This is a genomic window from Micromonospora sp. WMMD987, assembly GCF_029581435.1.
In the GTDB taxonomy this organism is placed as follows: domain Bacteria; phylum Actinomycetota; class Actinomycetes; order Mycobacteriales; family Micromonosporaceae; genus Micromonospora; species Micromonospora rifamycinica.
This window is the reverse complement of the sequence record NZ_CP120861.1, coordinates 5216139-5241794: the sequence shown is the minus strand read 5'-3', so window position 1 is coordinate 5241794 and position 25656 is coordinate 5216139. Positions and strand designations below refer to the sequence as shown.

Below are 25656 nucleotides of genomic sequence, written 5' to 3'. Positions count from 1 at the left end.
CGGGTAGCCTCCCCCCATGGCGGACTCCTCCACGCAGTCGATCATCATCGGCGCCCCACCGGACCAGGTGGCCGCGGTCATCTGCGACTTCGCGAGCTACCCGGAGTGGACCGAGGCGGTGCGCCGGACCGAGGTCGTCGAGGAGTACGAGGACGGCTACGCCAGCCAGGTGCGGTTCACCATCGACGCCGGGGTGATGGCCGACGAGTACGTGCTCGCCTACGGGTACGCCGAGGACCTGTCCCGGATCGAGTGGCACCTGGTCGCGCCGTCGCGGATGCAGAAGGCGCAGCGTGGCTCGTACGACCTGGTAGGCAACCCGGACGGCACCTGCACGGTGACCTACACGCTGGAGGTCGAGCTGTCGGTGGGCATGATCGGCATGTTTCGCCGGAAAGCCGAGAAAATGATCATGGATACGGCGTTGAAGCAGCTCAAGCGCCGGGTAGAAGCAGCCGGTGCGGCGTAGCGACGCGGCGGCCGGCGACACGACGGAGGAGCCGACCATGGGCGCAACGGAGCCGGGCTCGGCCCGGGAGGAAGCCGAACGGCTGGTCGCCACGCTGATCGCGACGGCCCGGCTGGCATCCGCCGGCACCGGCTCGAACGCGGGACCGTGGGGTCCGTTCGGTGGGATCGTGTCGGGTGTCCTCGGTCACAGTGCCGGCCCGGCCCGGCCGACCGGCGGTGCGCACCGGGCCGGTGCTTTCGGCACCGGATCGGCGGAGTGCTGCATCTGTCCCGTCTGCCGGGCTATCGCCGCGTTGCGCGATCCGAGCCCCGAGTTCGCCGAGCGGCTCGCCACCGGCGCGGGCGACCTGGCGGCGGGGATCGCCAGCCTGATGCGCGCGTTCGGCGCACCGGCAGGTGGGGAAGCATCCCACGGGACGCCCGGTGACGCCAGCGCGGCGACCGGCGGAGCCGGCCCCGCCGATTCCGACGCCGATCATGTGTGGCGCGAGGCCACCCGTACCGGGCATGATTCTGCGTCGGCGCCGGAGCGGGACATCTGGTCCGCCGCCACCCGGGCGGAGGACGCGGCCGGACCGACCGCCGCCGCACCGCCCGTCGACGACGCCGGGCCGGCCGCGTCGGCCCAGCAGGTCCGGCCCACGGCCGACGGCCCCGTGGTGCCCGCCTCGCGTGCGCCGGCCGGCGCGGGCGGGGACGCACCAGGCGACGGGGCCTGACCACCGGACATCCCGGCAGCGCTCGGCCGCTTCGGCCGATGTCGGGACGCACATGCAGAGGGGAGTGGCCGCGGTGACGCTGACCATCGGAGTCGACGTCGGTGGCACGAAGGTGGCCGGCGGTGTCGTGGACGACACCGGCAGGGTGCTCGTGCAGGCCCGGCGGGACACTCCCGCGGACGACGTCGGCAAGACCCGTGACGTCATCATCGACCTGGTCACCCAGCTCGCCGCCGGCCACCGGGTCGACGCGGTGGGGATCGGCGCGGCCGGCTGGATCGACGCCTCCCGGTCCACCGTGCTCTTCGCCCCGAACCTGGCCTGGCGCGACGAACCGCTGCGCGACTACGTCAGCACCGCCACCGGGCTGCCGGTGATCGTCGAGAACGACGGCAACGTGGCGGCCTGGGCCGAGTTCCGGCACGGCGCGGCCCGCGAGGCCGACGACTCCATGGTCATGTTCACCATCGGCACCGGCGTCGGCGGCGGCATCGTGCTCGGCGGTGAGCTGGTCCGCGGCGCCCACGGCATCGCCGCCGAGCTGGGCCACATGCTCACCGTCCCCGACGGCCACCAGTGCGGCTGCGGCCGGCTCGGCTGCATCGAGCAGTACGCCAGCGGCAGCGCCCTGGTCCGGTTCGCCCGCGCCGGCGCCCGGCAGGAGCCCCAGCGGGCCACCGCCCTGCTCGAACTGGCCGGCGGCGAGGCCGAGGCGATCACCGGCCCGATGGTCACCGCCGCCGCACAGTCCGGCGACCCGATCTCGGCCGAGGCGTTCGCCCAGATCGGCCGCTGGCTCGGCACCAGCCTCGCCGACATGGCCCAGATCCTCGACCCGCAGGTGCTGGTGGTCGGCGGCGGCGTGGTGGACGCCGGCGACCTGCTGCTCGGCCCGACCCGGCGGTCCTTCGCCGACGCGTTGGCCCAGCGCAGCCGGCTCCCGGTGGCCGAGATCCGGCCCGCCGAACTGGGCAACAGCGCGGGCGTCATCGGCGCCGCCGACCTGGCCCGCCGCCGATGAGCGCCGGATCCACCGGTCCGCACCCCGGCCCGGCCGCCGACCGGGTGCCGCTGCGGGTGGTGTCCTACAACATCCACAGCCAGCGGGACGACACGGCGGCGCTGGCCAGCGTGGTCCGGGAGGCCGCCCCGGACGTGGTGATCGTGCAGGAGGCGCCGCGCCGGTTCCGGTGGCGGCAGAAGTCCGCCGCGCTGGCCGAATCGTTCGGCCTGGTGGTGGCCGCCGGTGGTCTGCCCTCGCTGGGCAACCTGCTGCTGACCAGCCTGCGGGTCCGGGTGACCGGGACGCACTGCCAACGGTTCCCACTGACCCCGGGCCGGCACCTGCGCGGCGCGGCGTACGCCCGCTGCCAGGTGGGCACGGCCCGGTTCCTGCTGGCCGGCTCGCACCTGTCCACCGACCCCACCGAACGCCCCGGGCAGGCCGCCCTGCTCAAACGGGAGCTGTCCGCCGCCGACCTGCCGGTGGTCTTCGGGGCCGACCTCAACGAGGGGCCGGACGGCCCGGCCTGGGGCACCGTGGCGGCCGGGCTGACCGACGCGGCGGTGGCCGCCGACGCGGCGGACCGGCACACCTACTCGTGCGCCAACCCGCGACGGCGCATCGACGCGCTCTTCGTCGACCCGCGGGTCGAGGTGGCCGGCTACGACGTGGTGGACACCCCGACCACCCGCCGGGCCAGCGACCACTTCCCGGTCCTGGTCGACCTGCTGCTGCCGGCCGCCGGCTGACCCGACGACCCGGCCGAGAAACCCCCGCGAGCCGGGCTGGACAACGGGCTGCGGGTCCGGGGAGGATGCCCGTCGAACCGGCGTACCTGGCCGCACATAAGGAGATTCCCGGGTGTCCCCCTCCACCGAGCACGGCCGGCCCGATCCGGAGACCACCACGCTCGCCCCGAGCCGGGACGGCCGCCCGGTGTCCGACCGGGGCGACACGGTCTGCGTGATCGGTGCCGGGGCGAGCGGTCTCACCGCCGTCAAGAACCTCACCGAGCACGGCTTCGGCGTCGACTGCTACGAGCGGGAGACCGGCGTCGGCGGTGGCTGGAACTGGCGGCACGACCGCAGCCCGGTGTACGCCAGCACGCACCTCATCTCGTCGCGCCCGTTCACCCAGTTCCCCGACTTCCCGATGCCGGACTCCTGGCCGGACTACCCGCACCACTCCGAACTGCTGTCCTACTTCGAACGGTACGCCGACCACTTCGACCTGCGTCGGCACATCTGGTTCGGCACCGAGGTCGTCCGGGTGGAGCCGGTCGACGGCGACCGGTGGGACGTCACCACCCGCAGCACCGGCGGGTACGGCCCGGAGCGCACCTCCCGGTACGCCGCGGTGCTGGTCGCCAACGGGCACAACTGGTCACCGAAGCTGCCCCGCTACGACGGGCTGGAGGAGTTCCGGGGCGAGGTCATGCACTCCTCGTCCTACAAGGACCCGGCCCAGTTGCGCGGCAAGCGGGTGCTGGTCGTCGGGGCCGGCAACACCGGCTGTGACCTGGCGGTCGAGGCGGCCCAGCAGGCGTCCCGCTGCTGGCACTCCACCCGCCGCGGCTACTGGTACGCCCCGAAGTACGTCCTCGGCCGTCCCGCCGACCAGGTCAACGACACGCTGTTGTCGTGGCGGGTGCCGCTGCGGCTGCGGCAGTGGCTCTACCACCGGACCCTGCGGCTGACCGTGGGTGACCTGACCCGGTTCGGGCTGCCGAAGCCGGACCACCGGGTCTACGAGACACACCCGATCGCCAACAGCCAACTGGTCTACTACGTCGGCCACGGCGAGATCACCCCGGTCCCGGACGTGGCCCGGTTCCACCCCGGCGGGGTGACCCTCACCGACGGCCGGGAGATCGACCCGGAACTGGTCGTCTTCGCCACCGGCTACCTGCCCCGCTTCGAGTTCCTCGACCCGGGCATCCTCGGCGACGCCGACGGATCCGGGCGGCCCCGGCTCTGGCTGCACGCCTTCCCGCCGGGCCACCCGACCCTGGCGGTGGCCGGGCTGTTGCAGCCCGACTCGGGGCTGTTCCCGCTGGCGCACTGGCAGACGGTGCTCTTCGCCCGGTCGCTGCGGCTGCGCCGGGAGCAGCCGCAGCGGGCCGCCACGTTCGCGTCCCGGGCGGCGGCCGGCGCGGGGCAGCGGTACGCGGGGAAGGTCAAGGACAGCAGCCGGCACTGGTTCGAGGTGGGCCACGTCGACTACCTGCGCGCGGTGCAGCGCGCCCTCGACGAGCTGGAGGACTGATGAGCGGCACGACCGGGGAGCGGGTACGCGTCCTGCGGGGCCGGGAGTGGGCGCGGCCGGTCCGCGCGGTACGGCGGGAGGTGCTCAGCGTCGTCCCGGAGCTGGAGGAGGGCCGTCCACCACTGCTGTTCGTGCCGGGGTTCGGGCACGGGGCGTGGGCGTTCGCCGAGCACTGGCTGGAGCACGCCGCGTCACGGGGTTTCCCCGCGTACGCGGTGAGCCTGCGCGGGCACGGCGGCAGCGAACCGGCGGCGGAGGCGACGCTGCGGGCGTACACCCATGACGTGGTCCAGGTGGCGGCCGGGCTGCCACGGCAGGCGGTGCTGGTGGGGCACGGCGCGGGGGCGCTGGTGGTGACGCACGCGTTGGCGCGGTACCCGGCGCGGGCGGCGGTGCTGGTCGCGCCGGTGCTCGGTGGCGTCGCGACCGCCGGGGCCGCGCTGCGCGGCAACCCGCTCGGTACGCTGCCCGCCCTGTTCGGCGGGGCGCTGCGGCTGAACCGCCGGCAGTTGTTCAGCCGGGAGCTGCCCGACGCGGACGCGCGGCGGCACCTGGCCCGGCTGGGGCGGGCCAGCCGGCGGGCGCAGTGGCAGCTGCTCGCCGGCCGGGAGGCCGAGCCGGCGGTGGGCCGGCCGCCGGTGCTGGTGCTGGGCAGCCCCGACGACCGGGTCGTCCCGCCGGCCGCGCTGACCCGGGCGGCCCGCCGGTACGGCGCGGCCCCGCTGCTCTTCCCGGGCATGGGACACGACCTGATGCTCGACACCCGCTGGCAGGAGCCGCTGGACGCGCTCCTCGACTGGCTGGTCAAGGAGCCCGGCCGCGGCTGACCACCCGGCTCAGCCGGTGCTGCTGAGCCGGGTGAGCAGGGAGCCGGTGTCGTCCAGGGCGCTGAGGTAGGAGCGCGCCCAGGCGTGGATGTCGTGCCGGTGCAGGTGGTCCCGCATCGCCCGCATCCGGTCACCGGCGTCGGCGGGCGCGGCCCGCAGCGCGGACAACAGCCCCTGCTTGAGCCCCTCCAGGTCGTGCGGGTTGACCAGGTACGCCTGCTCCAGCTCGGCCGCCGCACCGGCGAACTCGCTGAGCAGCAGCGCGCCGGTGTCGTCGACCCGGGCGGCCACGTACTCCTTGGCCACCAGGTTCATGCCGTCGCGCAGCGGGGTGACCGCCATGACGTCGGCGACCCGGTAGAGCGCCGCCAGCTCGGCCCGGTCGAAGGGCTGGCTGAGGTAGTGGATGGCCGGTTCACCGACCCGGCCGAACTCGCCGTTGATCCGGCCGACCTCGCGTTCGATCCGTTCGCGCAGGATCTGGTACTGGCCGACCCGCTCCCGGCTCGGCATGGCGACCTGCACCAGCACCGTGTCCCGTACCTTGACGTCACCGCTGGCCAGCAGCTCGCTGTAGGCCTTCAGCCGCTGCTCGATGCCCTTGGTGTAGTCCATCCGGTCGAGACTGAGGATGACCCGCTCGGGATCGCCCAGGTCGTGCCGGAGCCGGCGGGCCCGCGCGGTGACGTCCGGCCGGCCGGCGAGTGCCGCCATCTCCGCGGTGTCGATCGAGACCGGGTACGCCCCGATCCGCACCACCCGGTCCTGCACGCCGATCCGCCGGTCGGTGGCCGGCAGCCCGAGCACCTTGGTGGCGAGCTGGGCGAAGTTGTGTGCCGCCTGGGCGCGCTGGAAGCCGATCAGGTCGGCGCCGAGCATCCCGCGCAGCAGCTCCGACCGGCGGGGGAGCTGCATGAACAGCTCCGGCGGCGGGAACGGCACGTGCAGAAAGAAGCCGATCCGCAGGTCGGGGCGGAGCTCGCGGAGCAGGCCGGGGACCAGTTGCAGGTGGTAGTCCTGCACCCAGACCACCGCGCCCGGGTCGGCCACCGCGGCGGTCGCCTCGGCGAACCGCTGGTTGACCCGCTGGTACGCCTCCCACCAGCGGCGATGGTATTCGGGTTGTTCGACCGCGTCGTGGTAGAGCGGCCAGAGGGTGGCGTTGGCGAAACCCTCGTAGTGGTCGCGCAGGTCGTCGGCGGTGAGGGGGACGGTCTCCATGTGGACGCCGTCCACGTCGGGCAGCACGGGCGCGGGCCCGGTGCCGCCGGCCCAGCCGACCCAGGTTGCCGGGGTCTGGCGGAGCAACGGATGTAGGGCGCTGACCAGCCCGCCGGGGCTGCGGCGCCACTCGCAGGCGCCGTCGGGCGCCACGCTGTCGTCGATGGGGAGCCGATTGGCCACCACCACCAGTGATCTCTGTCGCATCTCGGGCATTCCGATCGGCAGTGGACCGACCACGCGAGCGGGGAACAACCGGGCGGTCGGTGGGGGAAGTGACCTACAACGGTATTCCTACTGACCGTAAGTTACACCGCTGTTACACCGGGCGGGGGACCGGGGGTGTCCCGGCATGCGGGCGGAACGGCGGTGGGTCGTCGGGGCGGAGATCGGGGGCGGGGAGTCGGTCGGGCCTGCGGAGGGATCGGGTCAGACGACCGCGCCGTCGTCGGGATCGTGCTCGTCCTCGTCGCCGGGACGCAGTCGCCAGATCAGGGTGACGAAACCGGCGAGGATGCCGGTGAAACCGAGCAGGGTGACCACCGAGGCGTCCACCACCGGCAGCAACGAGGGGTTGAGGAAGAGGACGAAGCCGAGCACGATCCCCAGCACGCCGACCACCGCGTACTTCGAGATCCGGGGCAGCGGCGGAGGAGGTGGCGGGGTGTAGCCCTCCTCCGGGTCGTCCGGCAGGTCCGCGCCGAAGGTGTCCAGGCCGTCCAGCAGCGACGGCTCGTCCTGCCGGTCCCGCGGGGTCACCGAGATGCCGGAGATGTCGGCCGCGTACGGCAGCCGGCGGACGTCGGTCGCGGTCGGGCCGGTCGGCTCGTCGGGGCGGCTGGCCGGGCCACCCGCCCGGGTGGCCGGATCGGTGGTCTCGTCGTCGTCGACGTCCTCCGAGGCCGGCCAGGGGTTGCTGCCGGCGGCCGGGGCGGTGTGGAAGGCGGCGACGATCCGTTCCCACTCGGCGTCGACGTCCGGTTCGGCCCGGGCCGGTTCCGGGGTCGACTCGTCGGCGAGCTGGGTGAGGTAGTCGCGGGCGGTGGTCAGGTGCGAGCGGTCCACGTAGAGCCGGTCGACCGGCCGGGACGGCACGGTGGTCGTCCGGGTGATCGGGTTGAGGTCGGCGGAGGGCTGGAGGTAGGCGGCGATCCCGCCCGCGGCGAGCACGTCGAGCAGGTGCTCACCGACGCGCGGATCGACGTCGCCCGCGACGGCGTACTCGCTCGCGTCGAGCCCGTTGTCCCGCCGTCCCCGGCGGGCGCCACCCGCTGACACCGGACATCCTCCTCCGCGCACCTCGCGGTGCGGTCGTGTCGGCGCCCCGTACGCCGTGCCCTGAATCGTGACACGTCGGCACCCGGTTCCGGGAGTGCGTTGTGGCGTGCCGCTCGTGGTTCGTCGCTCCCCGGCTCGGCGGGCGCCCCCGTCGGGCCGCCCCGGGACGGCCCGGTGGCGGTCCCGCCCGCCCTGCCGGGACGGCCTGCCGAGCGGCCGTCGGTCCGGTGGGCGCGCGGAGACGGGTGCCGTACCGGCTGGTGGTGTAGCTGATCGTCGGTCCACCGCCCGGGGCGCGACCCCTGGCCGCGATGCCCCGGGCGGACCACCGGCCGGTCGGCGGGTCGGCGACCCCGGGTGGCGGGGGACTTCGGCGGTGCCGCCCGGGGCGTCCCCGAACGGTGTCCGCAAGAAGTCACATTCGGCGCGAATCCGGAATACTTCACCTGAGGTCTCCCCGACCGACCTGTCCCCGTTGATGACCACCGCCCGTCGGGTGACCGCCCCACCGGATCGGCGGGCGAGGGCGGGTCGGCGTCGGGCGACCGACGGCGGGAAGGACCGGTGGGTGTCGGGGGACGACGGGTCAGCGTCGGGCGGCCGTCGCGGGGGCTGCCAGCCGGAGCAGGCCGGGCATGCCGGAGCGGTCGGCGAAGTCGCGTACCCGGTCGAGGGCGACCGCCGCCCGGGCCGGATCGGCGACGGCCAGCGCCGGAACCGACAGCGCGGTGGTCAGCACGTGGTCGGTGGTGTCGGTCATCCGGGCGTAGCTGTCCGCCGCCGTCGCCAACAACCGGGCGGCCCGGTGGGCGTCCCCGGCGGCCGTCGCCAGGGTGGCCTCGGCGACCTGTCCGGCGGCCACCGCCCAGGGGGTCATCCGGGCGGACCGGTCGAGCAGGTCGTGGACCAGCCGGGCGGCGTCCGGGCCGAGCACCGCGGCGACGTGACCCACCGCCGGCACCCACTCGGCGAACGGGATCATCCGGGTCCGCCTCCAGTCCTCGGCCAGTTCCACCAGCAGCCGCATCGCCTCGTCGGGCCGGCCCCCGACGGCCCGGCAGAGCGCGGCGTGCGCCAGCGTCGAACGCAGCACCCGGTGGAAACCACTGCGTCGCGCGGCGACCAGGGCCTTGGCCACCAGGTCGGGACCGCCCGTCCCGTCGTCGCCCGTCCCGTCGTCGCCCGTCCCGTCGTCGGCCGGGCCGCCGTCGCCCACCCCGCCGTTGCCCGTCCCGGCGTCGGTCGCCCCGTCGGCCGGACCGGCATCGCCCGGCGCGGGTCGGGACACCCCGCCGGCCGGCCGGCCCCCGGCGCTCAGCGCCCGCATCCACCCCGAGATCGCCACGATGTGCAGGTCCCACTCGGCGGTCGGCCGCCGGGTCGACTCGGCGGCCATCTCCAGCGCCGCCACCCAGTCGCCGGCGTAGTACGCCCGCGCCCACTGGTCGGCGAAACTGGTCGCCACGCCGTGCCCGCCGGCCAGGTCCAGCGAGCGCTGTTCGTCGACCAGCCGGGCCGACCGGGCCAGGTCGCCCTCCTCCTGGGCCGCCCAGGCGAGGTTCTGCACCGCCCGCCCCCGACAGGCCAGCCGGCCGGTCCGGCAGTCTTCGGCCACCTCGCTCAGCTCCGCGTACGCCTGCTGCTCGCCGGCCAGATAGCGGGCCACCGCCAGGGTGATCCGGGCGTTGGCCCGTACCTCGGGAAGCACCAGCCGCTCGGCCAGCCCGGCCGCCGAGAGGGCCGCCGCGCAGGCCGGCTCGGTCTCGAAGTTGAGCATCCGGACCCGGGCCAGTTCCAACAACGCCTCCGCCTTGTCCTCGGACTCCGGCAGCTCGGCGTAGATCTCGTTGGCCCGGTCCAGGCAGCGCAGCGTCTCGGCCCGGTCGGCCCGGCTCCAGGCGGCCGTGGCGAGCAGGGTCCAGGCGCGGGCCGCGCCGGCACGGTCCCCGGCGGCGGTCAACCGGTCGACCAGCCCGGTCAACGTCTGCGGGCCACCGTCGACCAGGAACGCGTCCCCGTCGCGGAACAGGGCGAGCTGGGCGGCGAACAGCTCCAGCCCCGGGTCGGGTTCCCCGCCGATCGCGAGCGCCCGGTCGACCAGCGTCGCCGCGTTGTCCAGGGCGTGCAGCGCGTTGGCCCGGCGGGCGGCCCGGTGCAACGCGGTCCGGGCCGCCGTCGCGTACGGGGTCGGGTCCAGCCCGACGGTCCGGGCGATCTCGTGGGCGGCCCAACGGTGGTTGGCCAGTGTCTCGGCCAGGTCCTGCTGCCCGGCGTCGGCGCGCTGGGCCAGCCAGTCGGCCGTGCGCTGGTGCCGCAGCACCCGTTCCGCCCGGGGCAGCCGTTGGTAACACACGTCGCGGACCAGGATGTGCCGGAACCGGTACTCCGGCTGGCCGGTCATCGTGGACGTGGGCAGCTCGAAGACCATGTCCCGGCGCTGCAACCGGTCCAGCGCCCGCTTGACCCACCCGACCGTACGACCCACGGCGGTCGCCACCGGCGCCGGCCAGAACTGCATCCCGACCACGGCGGCGGCCTGGAGTACCGCCCGGTCGGCCGGGTCGAGCAGGTCGAGCCGGTTGGCGATGACCGCCTGGACCGTGCGCGGCATGTCGGAGGTGCCGGCCGGGTCGAACCGGGCGGTCGGGTCCAGCAGCCCGCCGTCCATCAGCATCCGGGCGTACTCCTGGGCGTACAGCGGATTGCCGTCGGCGAACTCGATCAGCGGCATACGGGCCGCCGCCGGCAACGCGGCCTGGCCGAGCAGCAGGGAGTACAGGGTGTCGATGTCCGCGTCGTGCATCGGCGGCACCGAGATGGACATCGCGCCGCTGATCATGCCGGTCCACGCCGGCTGCCGCTCCCGCAGTTCCGGCCGCGCGGTCGCCACCACCAGCAGCGGTACGCCCCGGGCCGCCGCGCCGAGCTGCTCGACGAAGGTGAGCATCGCCTGGTCGGCCCAGTGCATGTCCTCGAAGACCAGGACGGTCGGACCCTGCCCGGCGAGGGCGAGCAGGAATCGTCGCCAGGCGGCCCCGGTCTCGCCCGGGTTGAGCCGCCCCGCGGAGACCCCCAGCAGCGGTCCGAGCGCGTCGGCCAACCTGAGGTCGGGCGGATCGCCGAGCTGGTCGAGGCGCTGGCGCAGCCGGTCGCGCAGCGGCTCCGGGTCGTCGGTGTCCGGTGCCCCCAGCCAGGCCTTGACGATGTCCGCCAGCGCGGCGTACGTGACGTTCTCGCCGAACGGCGGGCACTGCCCGACCAGCCAGGTGACCCGGTGGCCGGGCAGGTTGGCGGCGTGCCGGGACAACTCGCGCAGCAGCCGGCTCTTGCCCACCCCGGCGGGGCCGAAGACGGTCACCAGCTGGGAGGTGCGCTCGTTGACCGTACGGTGCAGGGCGCTGACCAGCAGGCCCCGCTCGTGTTCCCGGTCGACCATCGGGGTCAGCTCGGTGGCCTGCGGGTCGGTGCGCGGTCGGGCCCGGACGGCCAGCCAGATCCGGCTGACGGCCGTGCGTCCCTTCAGGGTGACCGACGGCTGGTCGACGTACTCCAACTCGTGCCGGGTGGCCGACCAGGTGCTCTCGTCGACGACCACCCCGCCGGTCGGGGCGAGCGCCTGCAACCGGGAGGCGGTGTTCACCACGTCGCCGGTGACGAAGGCCTGCCCGCCGTCGCGGGTGGCGGAGAGGTCCACCAGCGCCTCACCGGTGGCCACGCCGACCCGGAAACCCAGCGGCGGCTGCGGTCCGGCGGCCTGCCGGGCCAGGCTGCGTTGCAGCTCCAGACCGGCCCGTACGCAGCGTAGCGCGTCGTTGTCGGTGGCGACCGGCGCACCGAAGAGGGCCATCACCGCGTCCCCGATGTACTTCTCCACCACCCCGCCGTACTGGTGGACCAGCTTGCGGACGGTGGCGAAGTAGGCCTGCTGGAGGCTGCGCGCCTGCTCCGGGTCGGCCCGTTCGGCGTAGGTGGTGAAGTCGACGATGTCGATGAAGAGCACGCTGACCTGGCGGCGGTCCTCCTGCACGGTGACCGCGTGGTCGTGCAGCGGCTGCCCGCAGTCGGTGCAGAAGTTGGCCTCGGGGGTGTTGGCGTGCCCGCAGGAGGCACAGCCGAGCGTCAGCGCCTGTCCGCAGCCGCCGCAGAAACGGTCGTCCGGTCCCGCCGTCCGGGAGCAGTGTCCACACTTGAGGTCGATGACGAACTCCGTACGTGAGGAGATCCCATTATCCCGCAATGACGGCCAGTCGGGTACCCGACCTGTGGCTGGGCACTGCGGCCGGGCGGCCGCCACTAGTGTTCCTCACGAGGAAAACTCACTGTCAGGAGAGTGCCGTGCAGGTGCGCTTGTCCGCCTACTGGACCGATCCGGACGGCACCGTCCGGTCCCCGGGGGAGACGGTAGACGTCGACGCGGTCACTCTGGCCAGGATGGAGGAACAGGGCATGGTGGAGAATCCCGACAGTCGGACCACCTCGGACGCCGGCACGACCACGGGTTCGACGTCCAAGCCACAGAAGATCGGCCCCGGGCCGACCACACCCCCGGAGAACATCGGGCCGGGACCGAGCGCCCCGCCCGCGGACGACAGCGGAGAGTGACCGTACGGCGTGGCCGGTGGACCCTTCGGTCCGCCGGCCACGCTGTCCGTGTCGTCGTGGCCGGGCCACCCGTGGCCGGGCCACCCGTGGCCGGGCCACCCGTGGCCGGGCCACCCGTGGCCGGGCCACCCGTGGCCGGGCCACCCGTGGCCGGGCCACCCGTGGCCGGGCCACCCGTGGCCGGGCCACCCGTGGCCGGGCCACCCGTGGCCGGGTCCGGTCAGCGGTCGGTCATGCCGGCCCGTCGACGCAGCGCGGCCACGTCGGTGACCACGATCCGGCGACCCTCGGTACGCAGCCAGCCCCGGCTGGCGAAGGAGCCGATGGCCTGGTTGACGCTCTGCCGGGAACCACCGGCCATCTCGGCGAGCTGGCTCTGGTTCAGCTCGATGGTGATCATCGGTGCCTGGCTCTCGCCGGCCAGCCGGACCAGCGTCTTGGCCACCCGACCGGGCAGGTCGAGGAAGACGTGGTCGGCGTTCTGCTCGGTGAGCCGTCGGATCAGCCCACCCAGCGACCGCATCACCGCGTCCAGGATGCGCGGGTTGGAGTGGACCAGCTCCATGAAGGCCGGCCGGGACAGCGCGAGCGCGGCGCAGTCCTCGATCGCCTCGGCCGAGGCCGAGCGGGTCGAGGCGTCCAGCAGGGAGACCTCACCCAGCACGTCGGGTGGTCGGATGACCGACAGTACGGCGCGTTCCCCGGTGGGCGCGGTGCGGAACACCGCCACCGCGCCGCGGCGCAACACGATCAGCGACTCGCCGGGATCGTTCTCGACGAAGAGGAGTTGGCCCTTGCGGTAGGTGCGCGGCACGGCCGCAGCGATCACCCGCTGGCGGACCTCCGGCTCCAATCCCGCGAACATCTCCACCCCGGTGAGGGCGTCCCCCGGCTCCGGCAGGCGCATCTCCACGGCCCCACCCCTCCCCGGTCACGGACCACAACTTCGCTCACCGGGTGAACCCTGACGGCCCTGTCGAGGTGAACTGACACCGGTTCGGCGTCCGGTAGCGGTACACATCAGATCATGACGGCCCAGTCGCTTGCTGTACACCCCCGTAGACCTTTCCGTGACACTCCCGAGCCGCAGCGTACGGCGGTGACGGTCGGCCCGCCCGGCTCGGCCCGCCGCGCGGTTACGGGACGGCCACCCCCCGCCCGGGCGCGGCCACCGGCGGTGGGCGAGGATGGACGACGATGGTCTACCGCTACTTCTACGACTGCGAATTCATCGAGGACGGCCGGAGCGTCGACCTCGTGTCGATCGGTGTCGTCGACGAGTACGGCCGCGAGTTCTACGCGGTCTCCACCGAGTTCGACGACTCCCGTGCCGTGCCCTGGGTCCGTCGTCACGTGCTGGACAAGCTCCCCTCGCCGGCGGACCGCGCCTGGCGCTCCCGGAGCCGGATCCGCGACGACCTGTACGAGTTCCTGCTGGAGCCGGTCCGGGACCGGCCGGGCGAGCAGCTGGAGCTGTGGGCCTGGTACGCCGCCTACGACCACGTGGTGCTGGCCCAGCTCTGGGGGGCGATGCCGGCCCTGCCCCGGGAGATCCCCCGGTTCACCAAGGAGCTGCGGCAGCTCTGGGACGACCGGGGTCGTCCCCGGCTGCCCGACGCGGCGGCCGACCGGCACGACGCCCTGGTCGACGCCCGGCACAACCTGGCCCGCTGGCAGGCGATGACAGCCGGTGACAACCGGCAGGTTTGACCCGCGTGGTCCGGGGCACCGGTTCGGCGAGCCGATCCGAGGGAGTGCGCCATGGCCGACGACGCGACCACCATCACCGACGCCCGGCGGCGGGTGACCGAGCTGATCCGGGACGCCCGGATCTGCATGTTGACCACGATCGGGGTGGACGGCCGGCTGCTCAGTCGACCGATGGCGCTCCAGGCCGCCGAGTTCGACGGTGACCTGTGGTTCTTCGCCTACGCCGACTCGGCCAAGCTGCGCCAGCTCCGGGTCAACCCGGAGGTCAACGTCGCCTTCTCCGACCAGCGGCACCACGCCTGGGTCTCGGTCTCCGGCACGGCGCAGGAGGCGTACGACCGGTCCCGGGCCGAGCAGCTGTGGAACCCGGTGTTCCGCGCCTGGTTCCCCGACGGGCTGGACACCCCCGGACTGACCCTGATCAAGGTGCACGCCAGCTCGGCCGAGTACTGGGACTCGCCCGGTGGCACGGTGGTCAACCTGCTCGGCTTCGCCAAGGCGGCGGTGACCGGGAAGCCGCCGGCGGTGGGGGAGAACCACGAGGTCAGCTACTGACCGGTAGCCGGGGTGGGGTCGGAACCGGTCGGGGCGCGGTGTCGGCGTACACCTACGCCGACTACAGTGCGCAGTGACGGCCCGCCCCGGGCCGGCAACGGTGCCGATGGTCTGAGCTGACACATATCCTGGGGCTTATCCGGGCTTCACCTGACGTTCCAGGAGGATGAGCAGATCATGCGTATCGGCGTGCTCACCGGCGGCGGCGACTGCCCAGGTCTCAACGCGGTCATCCGGGCGGTCGTCCGTAAGGGTGTCGCTACTTACGGTCACGAGTTCGTAGGTTTCCGGGACGGGTGGAAGGGTCCGCTGGAGGGCCTGTCCAAGCCGCTCGGCATCCCCGAGGTGCGGGGCATCCTGCCGCGCGGCGGCACCATCCTCGGCTCGTCCCGCACCAACCCGTTCAAGATCGAGAACGGCGTGGAGCGGATCAAGGAGAACCTCGCCGCGCAGGGCGTCGACGCGCTGGTCGCCATCGGTGGCGAGGACACCCTGGGTGTCGCCACCAAGCTCCACGAGCTGGGCGTCAACGTGGTCGGCGTGCCGAAGACGATCGACAACGACCTGGGCGCGACCGACTACACCTTCGGCTTCGACACCGCCGTCAACATCGCCATGGAGGCGATCGACCGGCTGCACACCACCGCGGAGAGCCACCACCGCACCCTTGTCGTCGAGGTGATGGGCCGGCACGCCGGCTGGATCGCCCTGCACGCCGGCCTCGCCGGCGGCGCCAACGTGATCCTGCTGCCCGAGCGCAAGTTCGACGTCGACCAGGTCGCCGGCTACGTCGAGAAGCGCTTCCAGCACCAGTACGCCCCGATCGTCGTGGTCGCCGAGGGCGCCCAGCCGCTCGACGGCCAGATGGTCCTGCACAACCAGGAGCTGGACGCCTTCGGGCACGTCCGCCTCGGCGGCATCGGCCAGTGGCTCGCCGAGCAGCTGGAGGCGAAGACCGGCAAGGAGGCCCGCACCGTCGTGCTCGGGCACATCCAGCGCGGTGGCACCCCGACCGCGTTCGACCGGGTGCTCGCCACCCGGCTCGGCCTCCAGGCCATCGACGCCGCCCACGAGGGCGACTGGGGCAAGATGGTCGCGATGCAGAGCACCGACATCGTCCGGGTGCCGCTGGCCGAGGCCACCCGCGAGCTGAAGACCGTCCCGATCGAGCGTTACGACGAGGCCGAGGTCTTCTTCGGTAGCTGACCCGTCCGTTCCGTGCCCCCGTCGCGCCGTCGACGGGGGCACGGAACGCGGGACCATCGCGAACGGGACGGAAGGGTGACAATGGGGTCGGCGAGGCACACCGTCGCGGTGATCGGGGCGGGAAAGATCGGCGAGCTGGTGCTCTCCGGGCTGCTCCGGTCCGGCTGGCCGGCGCAGCGGCTGCTGGCCACCGCCCGCCGACCCGTGCGGGCCGAGGAACTGGCCATCCGGTACGGCGTACGGGTGGTCGACAACCTGACCGCGGTCGACGAGGCCGCGGTGCTGGCGGTCGCCGTGAAACCCCAGGACGCGGGTGCCCTGCTGGACGAGATCGGCCCCAAGGTGCCGGCCGACAAGCTGGTCGTCTCGCTCTGCGCCGGGCTACCCACCAGCTTCTTCAGCCGCCGGCTGCCCGAGGGCACCCCGGTGGTGCGGGTGATGACCAACACCCCGGCCCTGGTCGACCAGGCGATGAGCGCCATCTCGGCGGGCGCGCACGCCACCGGCGAACACCTGGCCCTGGCCGAGGAGATGTTCGCCCCGCTCGGCGCGACCCTGCGGGTGCCCGAGTCGCAGCAGGACGCGGTCACCGCGCTCTCCGGCTCCGGTCCGGCCTACTTCTACCTGCTGGTCGAGGCCATGATCGACGCGGGCATTTTGCTCGGCCTGCCCCGGCAGGTGGCGCACGAGCTGATCGTGCAGACCGCGATCGGCTCGGCCATGATGCTGCGCGACTCCGGCGAACACCCGGTCAAGCTCCGCGAGGCCGTCACCTCCCCGGCCGGCACCACCATCTCCGCCGTCCGCGAGCTGGAGAAGCACGGGGTGCGCGCGGCGCTGCTGGCGGCGCTGGAAGCCGCCCGCGACCGCGCCCGCGAACTCGCCGCCCAGGCCGACTGACCGGCCGTAGGTCGGCTGGGCAGCGGAGGTCGACGAGCCGGTGTATTTGTGCTTGTCGGGGGTTTCAAAAAAGTATGCTGAGGTCGATCCTTGGAGTGCGCCGCGAGCTCAGCCTTTTGAGGTCGCCCATTCCGACAGCATTTGTTGGTTGGCCAAGGTGTCAGGTTCCGGCGGATCCGCCGTCATATCTATTGGTGTTCCCGACGGATGAAGTCGTTCTGGATATGGCAGGCTCTGGTGGGCTTTTTGGAGTAGATTTCTATTACGAGCCGTTGCCGTAGCTGAGGATACTTCTTCTTTGCTAGCAGCGGCTACGTGATCCAGGTCGTGGAATCTGCATTTGTTATTGAGCTGTCGCTACCCCATTGAGGAGGTAGTAGCAGTTTTCTGTAGTGGCGGCGGCGATGGCATGCTTAAGTCTGCTCCAGACATAGGGTCGGAGCAGTGCTTTCGCGGAATCGGCAGAGCTGAACGAGTGCGCTAGTAGTTCGCTTTCCGCTAACCGGATTGCCGATACTCTGTCGCCATCAAGAATTCCGCCGTCGAAGATGAGCATCAGGCTGTCGTCCCAGGGGCCGTGCGGTGCCACCCAGTCGACGACCAGAAGTCGCCCTACTTGTAGGTAGATGCTCAGCTCTTCCTGCACTTCGCGTTCGGCAGCCTGATGTGGAGCCTCGTTGGCCTCCACCATGCCGCCAGGAATATCCCAGTCTGGCTTGTACCGGGGATTAACGAGTAGCACATTGCCCTGCTCGTCCCTGATGAGGACGTCTGCACCGACCCGCTTGCGGGCCTGCTTCGCGTTCCCCTCCGCGAGGTATGCCTGCCACGCGACCGGATCCCGCTCGTACAGTGGGCGATCATCCGAGTTGTCCGTCACCGACTGCTCCTGCCTGTAGCGCACCCACCGTGCCGAGCCATGATCGCTCGCGGATCGTGTCGTGGAGACGGTCGAGGAGCGGCGGGACCTCGGTGCATGCCTTTGCGTGCGACCCGAAGAGTACCGAAGCGTGCCGCAGTTGATCGATGATGACGCCGGAGCCGAGGCTCACGACCTCGTCCAGGACCACATGGGTTGCTGCGCATGCTTCCTCGACCTGACCCCTGCCGAGCAGAACCGTGACCAGCATGAGCTGAGCCAGCGCGCGGCTTCTGACCCGATCGGCCGGGCTGAGCGCCAGCGCGGCCTGAAGCCGGCGCTGGGACTCGGACAGATCACCGACGCGAAGGAGGCAGCGCGCGGCCTCGATGGCGAACGAAGTCATGTCGAAAGGGCTCAACCATTCCGATGTGGCCACGATCGGCCTGTGCAACGACGCCTCCGCCTCGCAGAGCGCTCGGGTGGCTTCGACCGGCTGGCCGGCGATGGCGAAAGCACGTGCCTGCATGGCCAAGAGCCGTGCTTGGAGTCGACCATTCGACGGAGCCTGCCGAAGACGTTCGAGCCCGTTCTGGGCGTGCAACAGCGCCTCGTGCGCATCGCCGCCGTGGCTGGCGACATGACTCAACCCTGCCTGCACCTGCGCTATGAGCTGGTGGTCATCGCTTCTCTCAGCCAGGGTGAGGGCTTCGCCGAGGTGTCGGCGGGCTGGCCCTGCGGCACCGGAGTCGTGTGCCATCCACCCGGCCATCTCGTTGAGCGAGGCAGCGGCAGCGATTGCCGACCTTTCTGGTGCGGTGGTCCCGCAGGGTGCCGGCTCGGCGATCCGTCCCGCGAGGTAAGCCGTCACAGCGGCGTACAGATGGCCTCCGCCTACTCGGCGATCGGCCTGTCGGAGTGACTGTACGAAGTGCAGGTGCTCGTCCCTGGATGGCTGCTGTTGGCGGATTCTGGTGCCGGCCGAGGCCGCGTTGACGTTGATCTCACAGGTGCTCCTCGTTGATCTGAGGCTGGACTTGCTCATGCCGTGCATGCCGGTGGACCTGCCGTTCCCATGATCAGTGGGCAACGCGAACCACAGCAGGGCAGCGGGGACCTGTAGGAGATGTGCCCAGTGCGCGAGGCGGTCGAGGTGGACGACCGCCGGCCCGTTCTCGATCCGACTGAGCTGGGCCTGCGAGAGGCCGAGCCAGCGGGCCACCGTCTCCTGCGGCAGTGGGTGACGACCATGGTACGGGTGGCATCGATAGGCCCGGATGGCCCGCCCCAAGTGACGTTCGGCCAGCGCTTGCCGGATGGGGCCATCGTCCCAGAAGGAGGCGGGCAGGGCAGGCGGTGAGGCAACGCGGTTCCGTTCGGCCGCCTGGCAGGGGCCACAGCGCCCACTGGTGTTGTCGAGGGCGAGCCTCCCGCCGCAGCGGGGGCAGTTTGCGTCACGTCCCGGCGATTTCGCCATGGTCCGGCCTCTCCGTCCATCATGGGCTGCGCTGAGCCTATCCATCTAACTCGCTGTGTGAGCACCTGGTATACGCCGTGTGCATATCGAAGGATCATGCTTTTCGGCGACGTGCATATCGGTCACCTGTCGGCAGTCATACCCGTAGCCCTCGCGTGCCGCGAATCTGTCGGCATGGCCCGGGGCGGGTGCTGGGTTCCGGCGGGGCGCGGCCCCCATCGCGTCTGCGCCGCCCCGCCCGCCCCGGTGCCGTTCCACTTCGCGATCTCGACGGAAGGGCGTGCCATGGCGGCGGTGCTTGACGACTTCACCTGGATTCGGGCGTGACCGGGCTCGGGCCGTACCCCTTGGAAGCGCTCGGGTCGGCGGGGGTGCGCGACGCGGTGGCCCGGTGGCTGTGGCTGGTGGCGGCGGACGCCGAGCTGGCGTCGTACCTCATCGGGGTTGATCGGGTCCGGCTCGCCGGGCACCTGGCGCTGATCCTCACGGTGGCGCTCGGCGGGCCGGCGGGGGACATCGCCCGGCCGGCGGTCGGGGCGTGGCGCGGCCTGGGCCTGACCGAGGAGCAGCACCGGCGGGTGGTCGACTACCTGGCCGGGGTGCTGTGGGCGCTGGACGTGCCGGCCGGCGCGGTGGACGCGGCCCGGCGGGCCTTCGCCGACGAGGCCGGCGCGTGGTCCACCACCCTGGCCACCTCGTGGTCCACCAACCTGGCCACCTCGTGGTCCACCACCCTGCGGTACGCCCGCGCGGCGGCCGACGACTTCTGGTGCGCGGTCGAGGAGCGCTGCCCGGGGCGGTTGCCGGAGCGGGAGGCGGCCGTGTTCCTCGCCGCGCTGGGGCGGCTCGCCAGCGGCGGCGACGACCCGGCCGGCCGGGCGGCGCTGCTGGCCGTGCTCGGCCACGCCTACCGCCGCCACCGGCTGCTGCCGCACCAGGCGGCCGTCGAGGCCGCGCTGACCGCCACCGTCGCCCGGCACGCGCCCGGGACGCCGGAGCTGGCGGCGGCCTGGGCTGTGGCCGCCCGGCGGGCGTCGGCGGCGGTGACCCCCGCCGTGGCGCGGGCCGGTGGTGGCCCGGCCTGGTGGCCGGCCGAGGTGATCGACCACGACCGGCCCGCCGACGGCGTCGCCATTCTGACCGTACGCCCGTGGCGACGCCTGCCGTTCCGCCCCGGCCAGGCGGTGCCGGTCTGCACCCCGCGCTGGCCCGGCCGGTGGCGCTGGTACTCGCCGGCCAACGCCCCGCGCCCCGACGGCACCGTCGAACTGCACGTCCGGGCGGTCGGCGCAGTATCCCGCGCCCTGGTCCACGCGGTACGCCCCGGCGACCCGCTCTGGCTGGGCCCGCCGCACGACGTCGGGCTGGGCCTCGACCCCGCCTCGCGGGCGGACCTGCTGCTGGTGGCCGGGGGCACCGGCCTCGCGCCGCTGCGCGCCCTCGTCGAGCAGGTCGCCGCAGCGCCGGCCGGGCGGCGGGTGACCCTGGTTGTCGGCGCACGCACCTTCACCGACCTCTACGACGCGATCAGTCTCGACAAGCTCCAGTGCGCCCACGACTGGCTGACCCTGGTGCCGGCGTTCTCGCACGACCCGTTGGCCGGGGCGGGGGAGCGCGGCGACGCGTTGACCGTCGCGCTGGACCATTACCGGCCCGGTCAGGAGGTCCACCTGTGTGGGCCGCCGCCGATGCTGGCCGGGTCACGGCTGCGGCTGCTCGCCGCCGGGGTGCCGGCCGACCGCATCCACCTGCCGACCGGGCCTGTTGCCTGAGCGGCCCGTCGGGTTTCCAGGCCGACCACCGTGCTATCCGCGTCGCCTGGTCTCCAGCGGCCACTCCAGGCTGACCCGCTCGTCGCGGCCCTGCCGGTCGAAGTACGCCTGGAGCTTGCGCTTCTGTGCGGCGTACCAGGTGACCTGCGCCCGGTGGAGGTCGTCGGGGAGCATCCGGGCGATCCGCTCGTGCCGGGCCGCGATCGACAGCGCCATCCCGACGGCGGCGCGGGCGTCGCTCGTGGCGTCGTGGGCGGAGCCGAGGGTCACTTCGTAGTACCTGCACAGCTCACCGAGTTGCCGGCCGACGAACCGGTGGGGTTCGACCTCCTGGTGCAGGATCGAGGGGTCGATGATGACCGCGCGGTCCCAGTCCAGCGACGGCAGGGCGTGCCGGGCCAGCTCGGCGTGCAACGTCGTGACGTCGAAGTGGGCGCAGAAGGCGACGAGCGGCGTGCCGTCGGCGATCACCTTCCCGACGGCCGTGCCCAGCTCGGCCAGCGCCTCACTGGCCGGCCTTCCGTCGCTGCGCACCATCTCGTCGGTGATGCCGTGGATCTCGGTGGTGCGGGGCGGGATCGGCACCCCCGGGTTCACCAGCCACCGCCTGGTCGTACCGTCGGAGTACACCAGCGCGGCGGAGACGATCCGGGCGTCCAACGGCTCGTTGCCGGTGGTCTCGATGTCGAAGCCCACCACCGGCAGGTGGTGCCACCCACGGTGGGTACCCGGCGGCGGCGCCGTCTCCACCGGCGCGCAGTCGTCGTGGTACGTGGTCCAGCCGGCGCCGAGCTTGAGCGCCTGTCCGGCCCCGGCCTCCACCCGGCCTCGGCAGGTGCCACAGGTGCCGGGGTACTTGTTGATCACGATGGGGACTCCTGGTTCGGTCGTGCGGACGCCTCCGACGGGTACGGGCGTCGGAGCGCGGGGCGCGGGGAGCCGCGCTCCAAGATCCTGAGTCACCGGTCACCTCGCCCGCACCCGCCGGCCGGATCACCCTAAGACCTTTATGGACTGTCGGTGCCGGCCGCCCACCGCCCGCACCCGGCGGCCGGTCGGCACCGACAGCGACGCGGGCAACTCCGCTGACGACAAGGCGACACGGCTACTCGACAGCCCGGCCATCCGGCGGCCCGACCACGCGGTCAGGCGACGACTCGGTCACACAGCCAGGCAGCGCACGCTGTGCGGCGCATGCGGCAGGGGGCCGGCATCGGTCCACCGGGCCGACCGAAGCCGGCGGACGGGTCGGTACGGATCGCGCGGGTGCCCCATACTGGCCCGGTGTTCACTCTCGCCCAGGCGCGGTACCTGGTCGCCACCCTGCACCCCCGCATCGACGAGTTGATCGGCATCCGGGCCGACCTGGCCGAGCTGCGGGCCGACCTGGCCGGCGGTGGAATGTCGGCGCTGGGCGGCCGGGCCGAGGTCAAGGCCCTGGAGGCCCGGCTGCACGGCGTGCTGGAGGACCTGAACTCGCACGACATCCAGGTCAAGGGGATCGCCCCGGTGCTGCTCGACTTCCCCGGCGAACACGAGGGCCGGGCGGTGCTCTGGTGCTGGCTGGAGGGCGACCCCGACGTGCGCTGGTACCACCGCGTCGAGTGCGGCTTCGCCGGCCGCCGCCCCATCCGCTAACCCCACCCACCCCACCTCCTCCGCCCGCCCCCCACCCCCCACCGTGTCGATCATGGAGTTGTGGTGGACGCAGAACGGGTCATAATCCCGTGAAGCTGGCACCAGAACTCCAAGATCGCGCGACGCTCGGAGTCAGGGCGGGCCGCGTCGGAGCCAGCCGGGGCCGGGGGTGGTGAGGCCGGGTCGTGTGGGAGCTGGTCGGGCGATACTCGGGGGCGGGTCGGGCCGGGGGGCACCGGTAGTCGGGCCAGGGCGCGCTGGGGCGGGGCGGAGCCTTCCGGGCCGCGCCGGAGCTGGGCTGGTGGATGCGCCCGAGCTGGGTCGGTGGGTCCGTCGGAGCGGGGCCGAGCCCGGGGGACGGGAGAGGGTCAGGGCAGGGTGGCCAGCATGGTGGGGGAGACGTTGCCGCCACTGAGCACCAGGATGGTCCGGGTGCCTGGAGCGACCTCCACCCGCCCGGTGCGCAGCGCGGCGAGGGTGACCGCCGACGCCGGTTCGAGCAGCAGTCGGGTGGCCGCCATCAGGTCCCACCAGGCGGTCCGGATGTCCGCCTCGGTGACCTCGACCAGGTCGTCCACCAGTTCCCGGACGTGGGCCAGGGTGAGTCGGCCGGCGAACGGGGCGGCCAGTCCGTCGGCCATCGAGACCGGTCGGGTCGCGGGGGTGGCGCCGTTGCCGCGCAACGCGTACCCGACGACGTTGGCGGTGGCCGGCTCGACGCCGACGATCCGGGCCGTCGGGACGGCCGCCCGGACGGCGGTGGCCACCCCGCTGATCAGTCCGCCCCCACCGACCGGGACCAGCACCAGGTCCGGCGGCGGGCCGTCGGCCAGCAGTTCCCGCCCCAGGGTGGCCTGGCCGGCGATGACGTCCGGGTCGTCGAACGGCGGCAGGAGGTGGTAGCCGCGCTCGGCGGTGATCTGCTCGCAGGTGGCGAGCAGGTCGTCGGTGAGCACCACCTCACCGCCCCAGCGGCGGACCGCCTCGATCTTGGTGGGTACCGCGTTCGGGGGCATGCAGACGACGGTGGGTAGACCGAAGGTGCGACCGGCGAAGGCCACCGCCATGGCGTGGTTGCCGGCGGAGAAGGCGGTCAGCCCGGCGGGGACCGCCTGCCGCTCGGCCAGGGCGAGCAGCGCGTTCAGTGCGCCCCGGACCTTGAAGCTCCCGGTGTGCTGGAGGTTCTCCGCCTTCACCGCGATGTCGAGCCCGTACTCGTCGCCGAGCTGTGGACAGGGCAGCAGAGGGGTCCGGACGATCCGTCCGGCCAGCCGACGCTCGGCGGCCAGAACGTCCTCCAGGCTGGTCAGTCGCACTGCCGGAGCCTAGCCGACCGGTCCGGGGTCAGCCGGCGGCGGAGCGGGGGAAGGGATCGGCCGGCGGCGGAGTGGGGAAAGGAGTGCCGGCGGCGGGGAAGGGGTCAGCCGGCGGCGGAGCGGGGGAGGGGGTCGGCCGGCGGGTCGGCGACCGCGAAGACCACCACGTTGTCCCGGTAGTGCCGCACCCGCCGGTCGAAATCACCGCCGCAGGTGATCAGTCGCAGCTCGGGGCCGGGCGTCGGGCCGTACACGGTGGCGGTGGGGAAGGCGTCCTTGGGGGTACGCAGCGCGCCGGTGACCCGGAACGTCACCCGGCGGTCGCCGCGCCACACCTCGATCCGGTCGCCGGGGCGCAGCTCGCCGAGGCGGGCGAAGACGGCCGGGCCGCGCCGCGAGTCCAGGTGGCCGGCGATCACCGCCGGTCCGGGGTCGCCCGGTGCCGGCCCGCCGCCGTACCAGCCGGCCCGGGTGAAGTCGGCCGGCGGGACCAGGGTGCCGGCCCGGTCCAGGCCGAGCGCGGTGAGCGTGGAGTCGACGCCGATCCGGGCCACCCGTACCCGGGTGGGTGGTGTCGGCACGCCGGGGAGGGTGCCGGCTGCGGTGGCGCAACCGGCGGTGCAGCCGGGCCGCCAGTCCCCGGAGCCGGCGGCGGGGCCGGCACCGTCCGCCGGGCCGGAATCGACGGTGGCACCGTCCGCCGGGCCGGGGTAGGCGGCGGGGCCGGGAGAGGGCGCGGAGCCGGGGTAGCGGGCGGGGTCGTCCGCCGGGCCGGGATGGGCGGCGGGGCCGGAACGGATGTCGGCGGCCAGGCCGACACCGGTGCCGGCGGCGAGGCAGAGCGCCGCCCCGAGGGCGACCAGGGCAGCCGGTGCCGGTCGGGCGCGGTGCCGCCGGATCGCGAAGCCGGGTCTGGTCACCAGACCGGCCGCCGCCGACGCCGCACCAGCACCGTCGTGCCCACCAGCACGGCCCCTGCGGCCAGCCCGCCGACCACCTTCGGGTACGCCCCGAGCCCGCCGCCGACCAGCCCGCCGGCCCCCGCCGGCACCCCACCGGCCGGCGCGACCCCACCGTCGCGGGCGTCCTCGCGCAGCTCGGTGGTGAGACCGCCCCGCTTGCCGTCGAGCACCAGCAGCGAGTAGACCCGCCCACCGGTGAGGGTCACCTCGGCGTCGGTGGTCGGCCCGCTGCCACCGCCGAGGCGCAGCCGCCAGCGGCCCGGCTCCATCTGGTGGTAGTCGGTGGTGGTGGCGAACCGGACGGCGTCGGCGATGGTCGGGCCGCCGTCGGCCGTCACGTCGACCACCGGGGCGCGTACCGAGGCCTGGACGATCCGCACCTTCGCCCGCCCGGCCGCCGGGGCGCTGAGGTCGTCGGCGAGCACCCGCAGGCCCAGGTCGGCGTACCGACCCACCCCGGCCACCGTGTACGCCCGGCCCGCGTCGACGGCCACCTCGGTGGTGAGCACCGGCGGCTCGCTGGCCGGGGCGCCGGCCTGCCGCATCGCCACCGCGTACCGGCCGGCGGCCAGGGGCAGGTAGCGGGAGACGACGCCGTAGCCGACGGCGGGGAAGACCTGCGGCGTCGGGTTGCCGGCGGCGGAGAGGTAGACGTCCACGGCCGGGGTGTCGGGGGAGAGGTGGGCGAGCCGGACGTAACCGACGTCACCGGCCGCGGCGGTGGCCGGCGCGGCACCGGCGGTGGCCACCGCCGCCCCGAGCAGCAGGGTGCCGGCGGCGGCCAACAGTCGGCGCGGTGCGGTACGGAGCTGGGGCATCTCGCCTCCGAAGTGGTGTGTCGGACCGGTCCCGACCCCCAGCGTCCCGTGAGCGGG

23 protein-coding genes are annotated in these 25656 nt (G+C 73.4%); 13 read left to right on the top strand and 10 right to left on the bottom strand.

The window, feature by feature from the left end; all coding sequences use genetic code 11:
* The first annotated feature begins 16 nt into the window (after positions 1-16).
* From O7612_RS22020 to O7612_RS21995, 6 genes are all read left to right on the top strand, one after another.
* Complete coding sequence (locus O7612_RS22020) at positions 17-469, top strand: SRPBCC family protein (protein ID WP_282267013.1); 453 nt, start codon at positions 17-19, stop codon at positions 467-469.
* 37 nt (positions 470-506) lie between these two features.
* Positions 507-1190: a hypothetical protein gene (locus O7612_RS22015; protein ID WP_282267012.1), complete on the top strand. Its 684-nt coding sequence runs from the start codon at positions 507-509 to the stop codon at positions 1188-1190.
* Between the two features lie 73 nt (positions 1191-1263).
* A complete protein-coding gene (locus tag O7612_RS22010; protein WP_282267010.1) occupies positions 1264-2211 on the top strand; it encodes an ROK family glucokinase in 948 nt (315 codons plus the stop codon).
* A complete protein-coding gene (locus O7612_RS22005) occupies positions 2208-2942 on the top strand; it encodes an endonuclease/exonuclease/phosphatase family protein (RefSeq protein ID WP_282267008.1) in 735 nt (244 codons plus the stop codon). Before O7612_RS22010 ends, O7612_RS22005 begins: the two co-directional genes overlap by 4 nt.
* A 112-nt stretch (positions 2943-3054) precedes the next feature.
* Entirely contained in the window at positions 3055-4458 is a 1404-nt protein-coding gene (locus tag O7612_RS22000) for an NAD(P)-binding domain-containing protein (RefSeq protein ID WP_282267006.1), read from the top strand.
* Complete coding sequence (locus O7612_RS21995) at positions 4458-5285, top strand: alpha/beta fold hydrolase (RefSeq protein ID WP_282267004.1); 828 nt, start codon at positions 4458-4460, stop codon at positions 5283-5285. The genes O7612_RS22000 and O7612_RS21995 overlap by 1 nt, the downstream gene beginning before the upstream one ends.
* 9 nt (positions 5286-5294) lie before the next feature.
* Here the strand turns inward: O7612_RS21995 and O7612_RS21990 are convergent, their stop codons facing one another.
* From O7612_RS21990 to O7612_RS21980, 3 genes are all read right to left on the bottom strand, one after another.
* Positions 5295-6713 carry a trehalose-6-phosphate synthase gene (locus tag O7612_RS21990; protein ID WP_067308052.1) on the bottom strand — a complete coding sequence of 473 codons (1419 nt, stop codon included), beginning with the start codon at positions 6711-6713 and terminating at the stop codon, positions 5295-5297.
* A gap of 222 nt (positions 6714-6935) precedes the next feature.
* On the bottom strand, positions 6936-7784 hold the full coding sequence (locus tag O7612_RS21985; protein WP_282266997.1) for a DUF308 domain-containing protein: 849 nt from the start codon (positions 7782-7784) through the stop codon (positions 6936-6938).
* Positions 7785-8370: 586 nt separating this feature from the next.
* Positions 8371-12021 carry an adenylate/guanylate cyclase domain-containing protein gene (locus O7612_RS21980; protein ID WP_282266996.1) on the bottom strand — a complete coding sequence of 1217 codons (3651 nt, stop codon included), beginning with the start codon at positions 12019-12021 and terminating at the stop codon, positions 8371-8373.
* Between the two features lie 98 nt (positions 12022-12119).
* Between O7612_RS21980 and O7612_RS21975 the strand changes: the two genes are divergently transcribed.
* A complete protein-coding gene (locus O7612_RS21975; RefSeq protein ID WP_282266995.1) occupies positions 12120-12386 on the top strand; it encodes a hypothetical protein in 267 nt (88 codons plus the stop codon).
* A 220-nt stretch (positions 12387-12606) separates the two neighbouring features.
* On the opposite strand, the gene O7612_RS21970 is transcribed toward O7612_RS21975, so the two are convergent.
* Complete coding sequence (locus tag O7612_RS21970) at positions 12607-13299, bottom strand: Crp/Fnr family transcriptional regulator (RefSeq protein WP_282266994.1); 693 nt, start codon at positions 13297-13299, stop codon at positions 12607-12609.
* Between the two features lie 284 nt (positions 13300-13583).
* Here O7612_RS21970 and O7612_RS21965 point away from each other — a divergent pair, with 284 nt between their 5' ends.
* From O7612_RS21965 to proC, 4 genes are all read left to right on the top strand, one after another.
* On the top strand, positions 13584-14096 hold the full coding sequence (locus O7612_RS21965; RefSeq protein ID WP_282266993.1) for a polyadenylate-specific 3'-exoribonuclease AS: 513 nt from the start codon (positions 13584-13586) through the stop codon (positions 14094-14096).
* 51 nt (positions 14097-14147) lie between these two features.
* Entirely contained in the window at positions 14148-14651 is a 504-nt protein-coding gene (locus tag O7612_RS21960) for a pyridoxamine 5'-phosphate oxidase family protein (RefSeq protein ID WP_282266992.1), read from the top strand.
* A 177-nt stretch (positions 14652-14828) separates the two neighbouring features.
* Entirely contained in the window at positions 14829-15857 is a 1029-nt protein-coding gene (locus O7612_RS21955; RefSeq protein ID WP_067313555.1) for a 6-phosphofructokinase, read from the top strand.
* Positions 15858-15938: 81 nt separating this feature from the next.
* A complete protein-coding gene (gene proC, locus O7612_RS21950) occupies positions 15939-16757 on the top strand; it encodes a pyrroline-5-carboxylate reductase (RefSeq protein ID WP_282266991.1) in 819 nt (272 codons plus the stop codon).
* 343 nt (positions 16758-17100) lie between these two features.
* Here the strand turns inward: proC and O7612_RS21945 are convergent, their stop codons facing one another.
* Both O7612_RS21945 and O7612_RS21940 read right to left on the bottom strand, forming a co-directional pair.
* The gene (locus O7612_RS21945) at positions 17101-17637 is read right to left on the bottom strand and encodes an NUDIX hydrolase (RefSeq protein ID WP_282266990.1); all 537 of its coding nucleotides are present in this window, start codon (positions 17635-17637) and stop codon (positions 17101-17103) included.
* Complete coding sequence (locus O7612_RS21940; RefSeq protein ID WP_282266989.1) at positions 17618-19093, bottom strand: helix-turn-helix transcriptional regulator; 1476 nt, start codon at positions 19091-19093, stop codon at positions 17618-17620. The genes O7612_RS21945 and O7612_RS21940 overlap by 20 nt, the downstream gene beginning before the upstream one ends.
* Positions 19094-19416: 323 nt before the next feature.
* Here O7612_RS21940 and O7612_RS21935 point away from each other — a divergent pair, with 323 nt between their 5' ends.
* A complete protein-coding gene (locus tag O7612_RS21935; RefSeq protein ID WP_282266988.1) occupies positions 19417-20865 on the top strand; it encodes an FAD-binding oxidoreductase in 1449 nt (482 codons plus the stop codon).
* A gap of 33 nt (positions 20866-20898) precedes the next feature.
* On the opposite strand, the gene O7612_RS21930 is transcribed toward O7612_RS21935, so the two are convergent.
* On the bottom strand, positions 20899-21732 hold the full coding sequence (locus O7612_RS21930) for an exonuclease domain-containing protein (RefSeq protein WP_282266987.1): 834 nt from the start codon (positions 21730-21732) through the stop codon (positions 20899-20901).
* A 417-nt stretch (positions 21733-22149) separates the two neighbouring features.
* On the opposite strand from O7612_RS21930, the gene O7612_RS21925 reads away from it, so the two are divergent.
* Complete coding sequence (locus tag O7612_RS21925; RefSeq protein WP_282266985.1) at positions 22150-22503, top strand: DUF2203 domain-containing protein; 354 nt, start codon at positions 22150-22152, stop codon at positions 22501-22503.
* Between the two features lie 368 nt (positions 22504-22871).
* Here the strand turns inward: O7612_RS21925 and O7612_RS21920 are convergent, their stop codons facing one another.
* From O7612_RS21920 to O7612_RS21910, 3 genes are all read right to left on the bottom strand, one after another.
* On the bottom strand, positions 22872-23819 hold the full coding sequence (locus O7612_RS21920) for a threonine/serine dehydratase (protein WP_282266984.1): 948 nt from the start codon (positions 23817-23819) through the stop codon (positions 22872-22874).
* A 104-nt stretch (positions 23820-23923) separates the two neighbouring features.
* Positions 23924-24739: a class F sortase gene (locus O7612_RS21915; RefSeq protein ID WP_282266983.1), complete on the bottom strand. Its 816-nt coding sequence runs from the start codon at positions 24737-24739 to the stop codon at positions 23924-23926.
* Positions 24736-25599: a DUF4397 domain-containing protein gene (locus tag O7612_RS21910; protein WP_282266982.1), complete on the bottom strand. Its 864-nt coding sequence runs from the start codon at positions 25597-25599 to the stop codon at positions 24736-24738. The genes O7612_RS21915 and O7612_RS21910 overlap by 4 nt, the downstream gene beginning before the upstream one ends.
* Between the last annotated feature and the right edge of the window lie 57 nt (positions 25600-25656).

Excerpts from the sequence above, each read along its gene's own strand:
- O7612_RS22005 (WP_282267008.1), top strand. The coding sequence starts at position 2,208 with ATGAGCGCCGGATCCACCGGTCCGCACCCCGGCCCGGCCGCCGACCGG.
- O7612_RS21940 (WP_282266989.1), bottom strand. The coding sequence starts at position 19,093 with ATGGCGAAATCGCCGGGACGTGACGCAAACTGCCCCCGCTGCGGCGGG.
- O7612_RS21910 (WP_282266982.1), bottom strand. The coding sequence starts at position 25,599 with ATGCCCCAGCTCCGTACCGCACCGCGCCGACTGTTGGCCGCCGCCGGC.
- O7612_RS21965 (WP_282266993.1), top strand. The coding sequence starts at position 13,584 with ATGGTCTACCGCTACTTCTACGACTGCGAATTCATCGAGGACGGCCGG.
- proC (WP_282266991.1), top strand. The coding sequence starts at position 15,939 with ATGGGGTCGGCGAGGCACACCGTCGCGGTGATCGGGGCGGGAAAGATC.
- O7612_RS21960 (WP_282266992.1), top strand. The coding sequence starts at position 14,148 with ATGGCCGACGACGCGACCACCATCACCGACGCCCGGCGGCGGGTGACC.
- O7612_RS21955 (WP_067313555.1), top strand. The coding sequence starts at position 14,829 with ATGCGTATCGGCGTGCTCACCGGCGGCGGCGACTGCCCAGGTCTCAAC.
- O7612_RS22020 (WP_282267013.1), top strand. The coding sequence starts at position 17 with ATGGCGGACTCCTCCACGCAGTCGATCATCATCGGCGCCCCACCGGAC.
- O7612_RS21990 (WP_067308052.1), bottom strand. The coding sequence starts at position 6,713 with ATGCGACAGAGATCACTGGTGGTGGTGGCCAATCGGCTCCCCATCGAC.
- O7612_RS22015 (WP_282267012.1), top strand. The coding sequence starts at position 507 with ATGGGCGCAACGGAGCCGGGCTCGGCCCGGGAGGAAGCCGAACGGCTG.
- O7612_RS21995 (WP_282267004.1), top strand. The coding sequence starts at position 4,458 with ATGAGCGGCACGACCGGGGAGCGGGTACGCGTCCTGCGGGGCCGGGAG.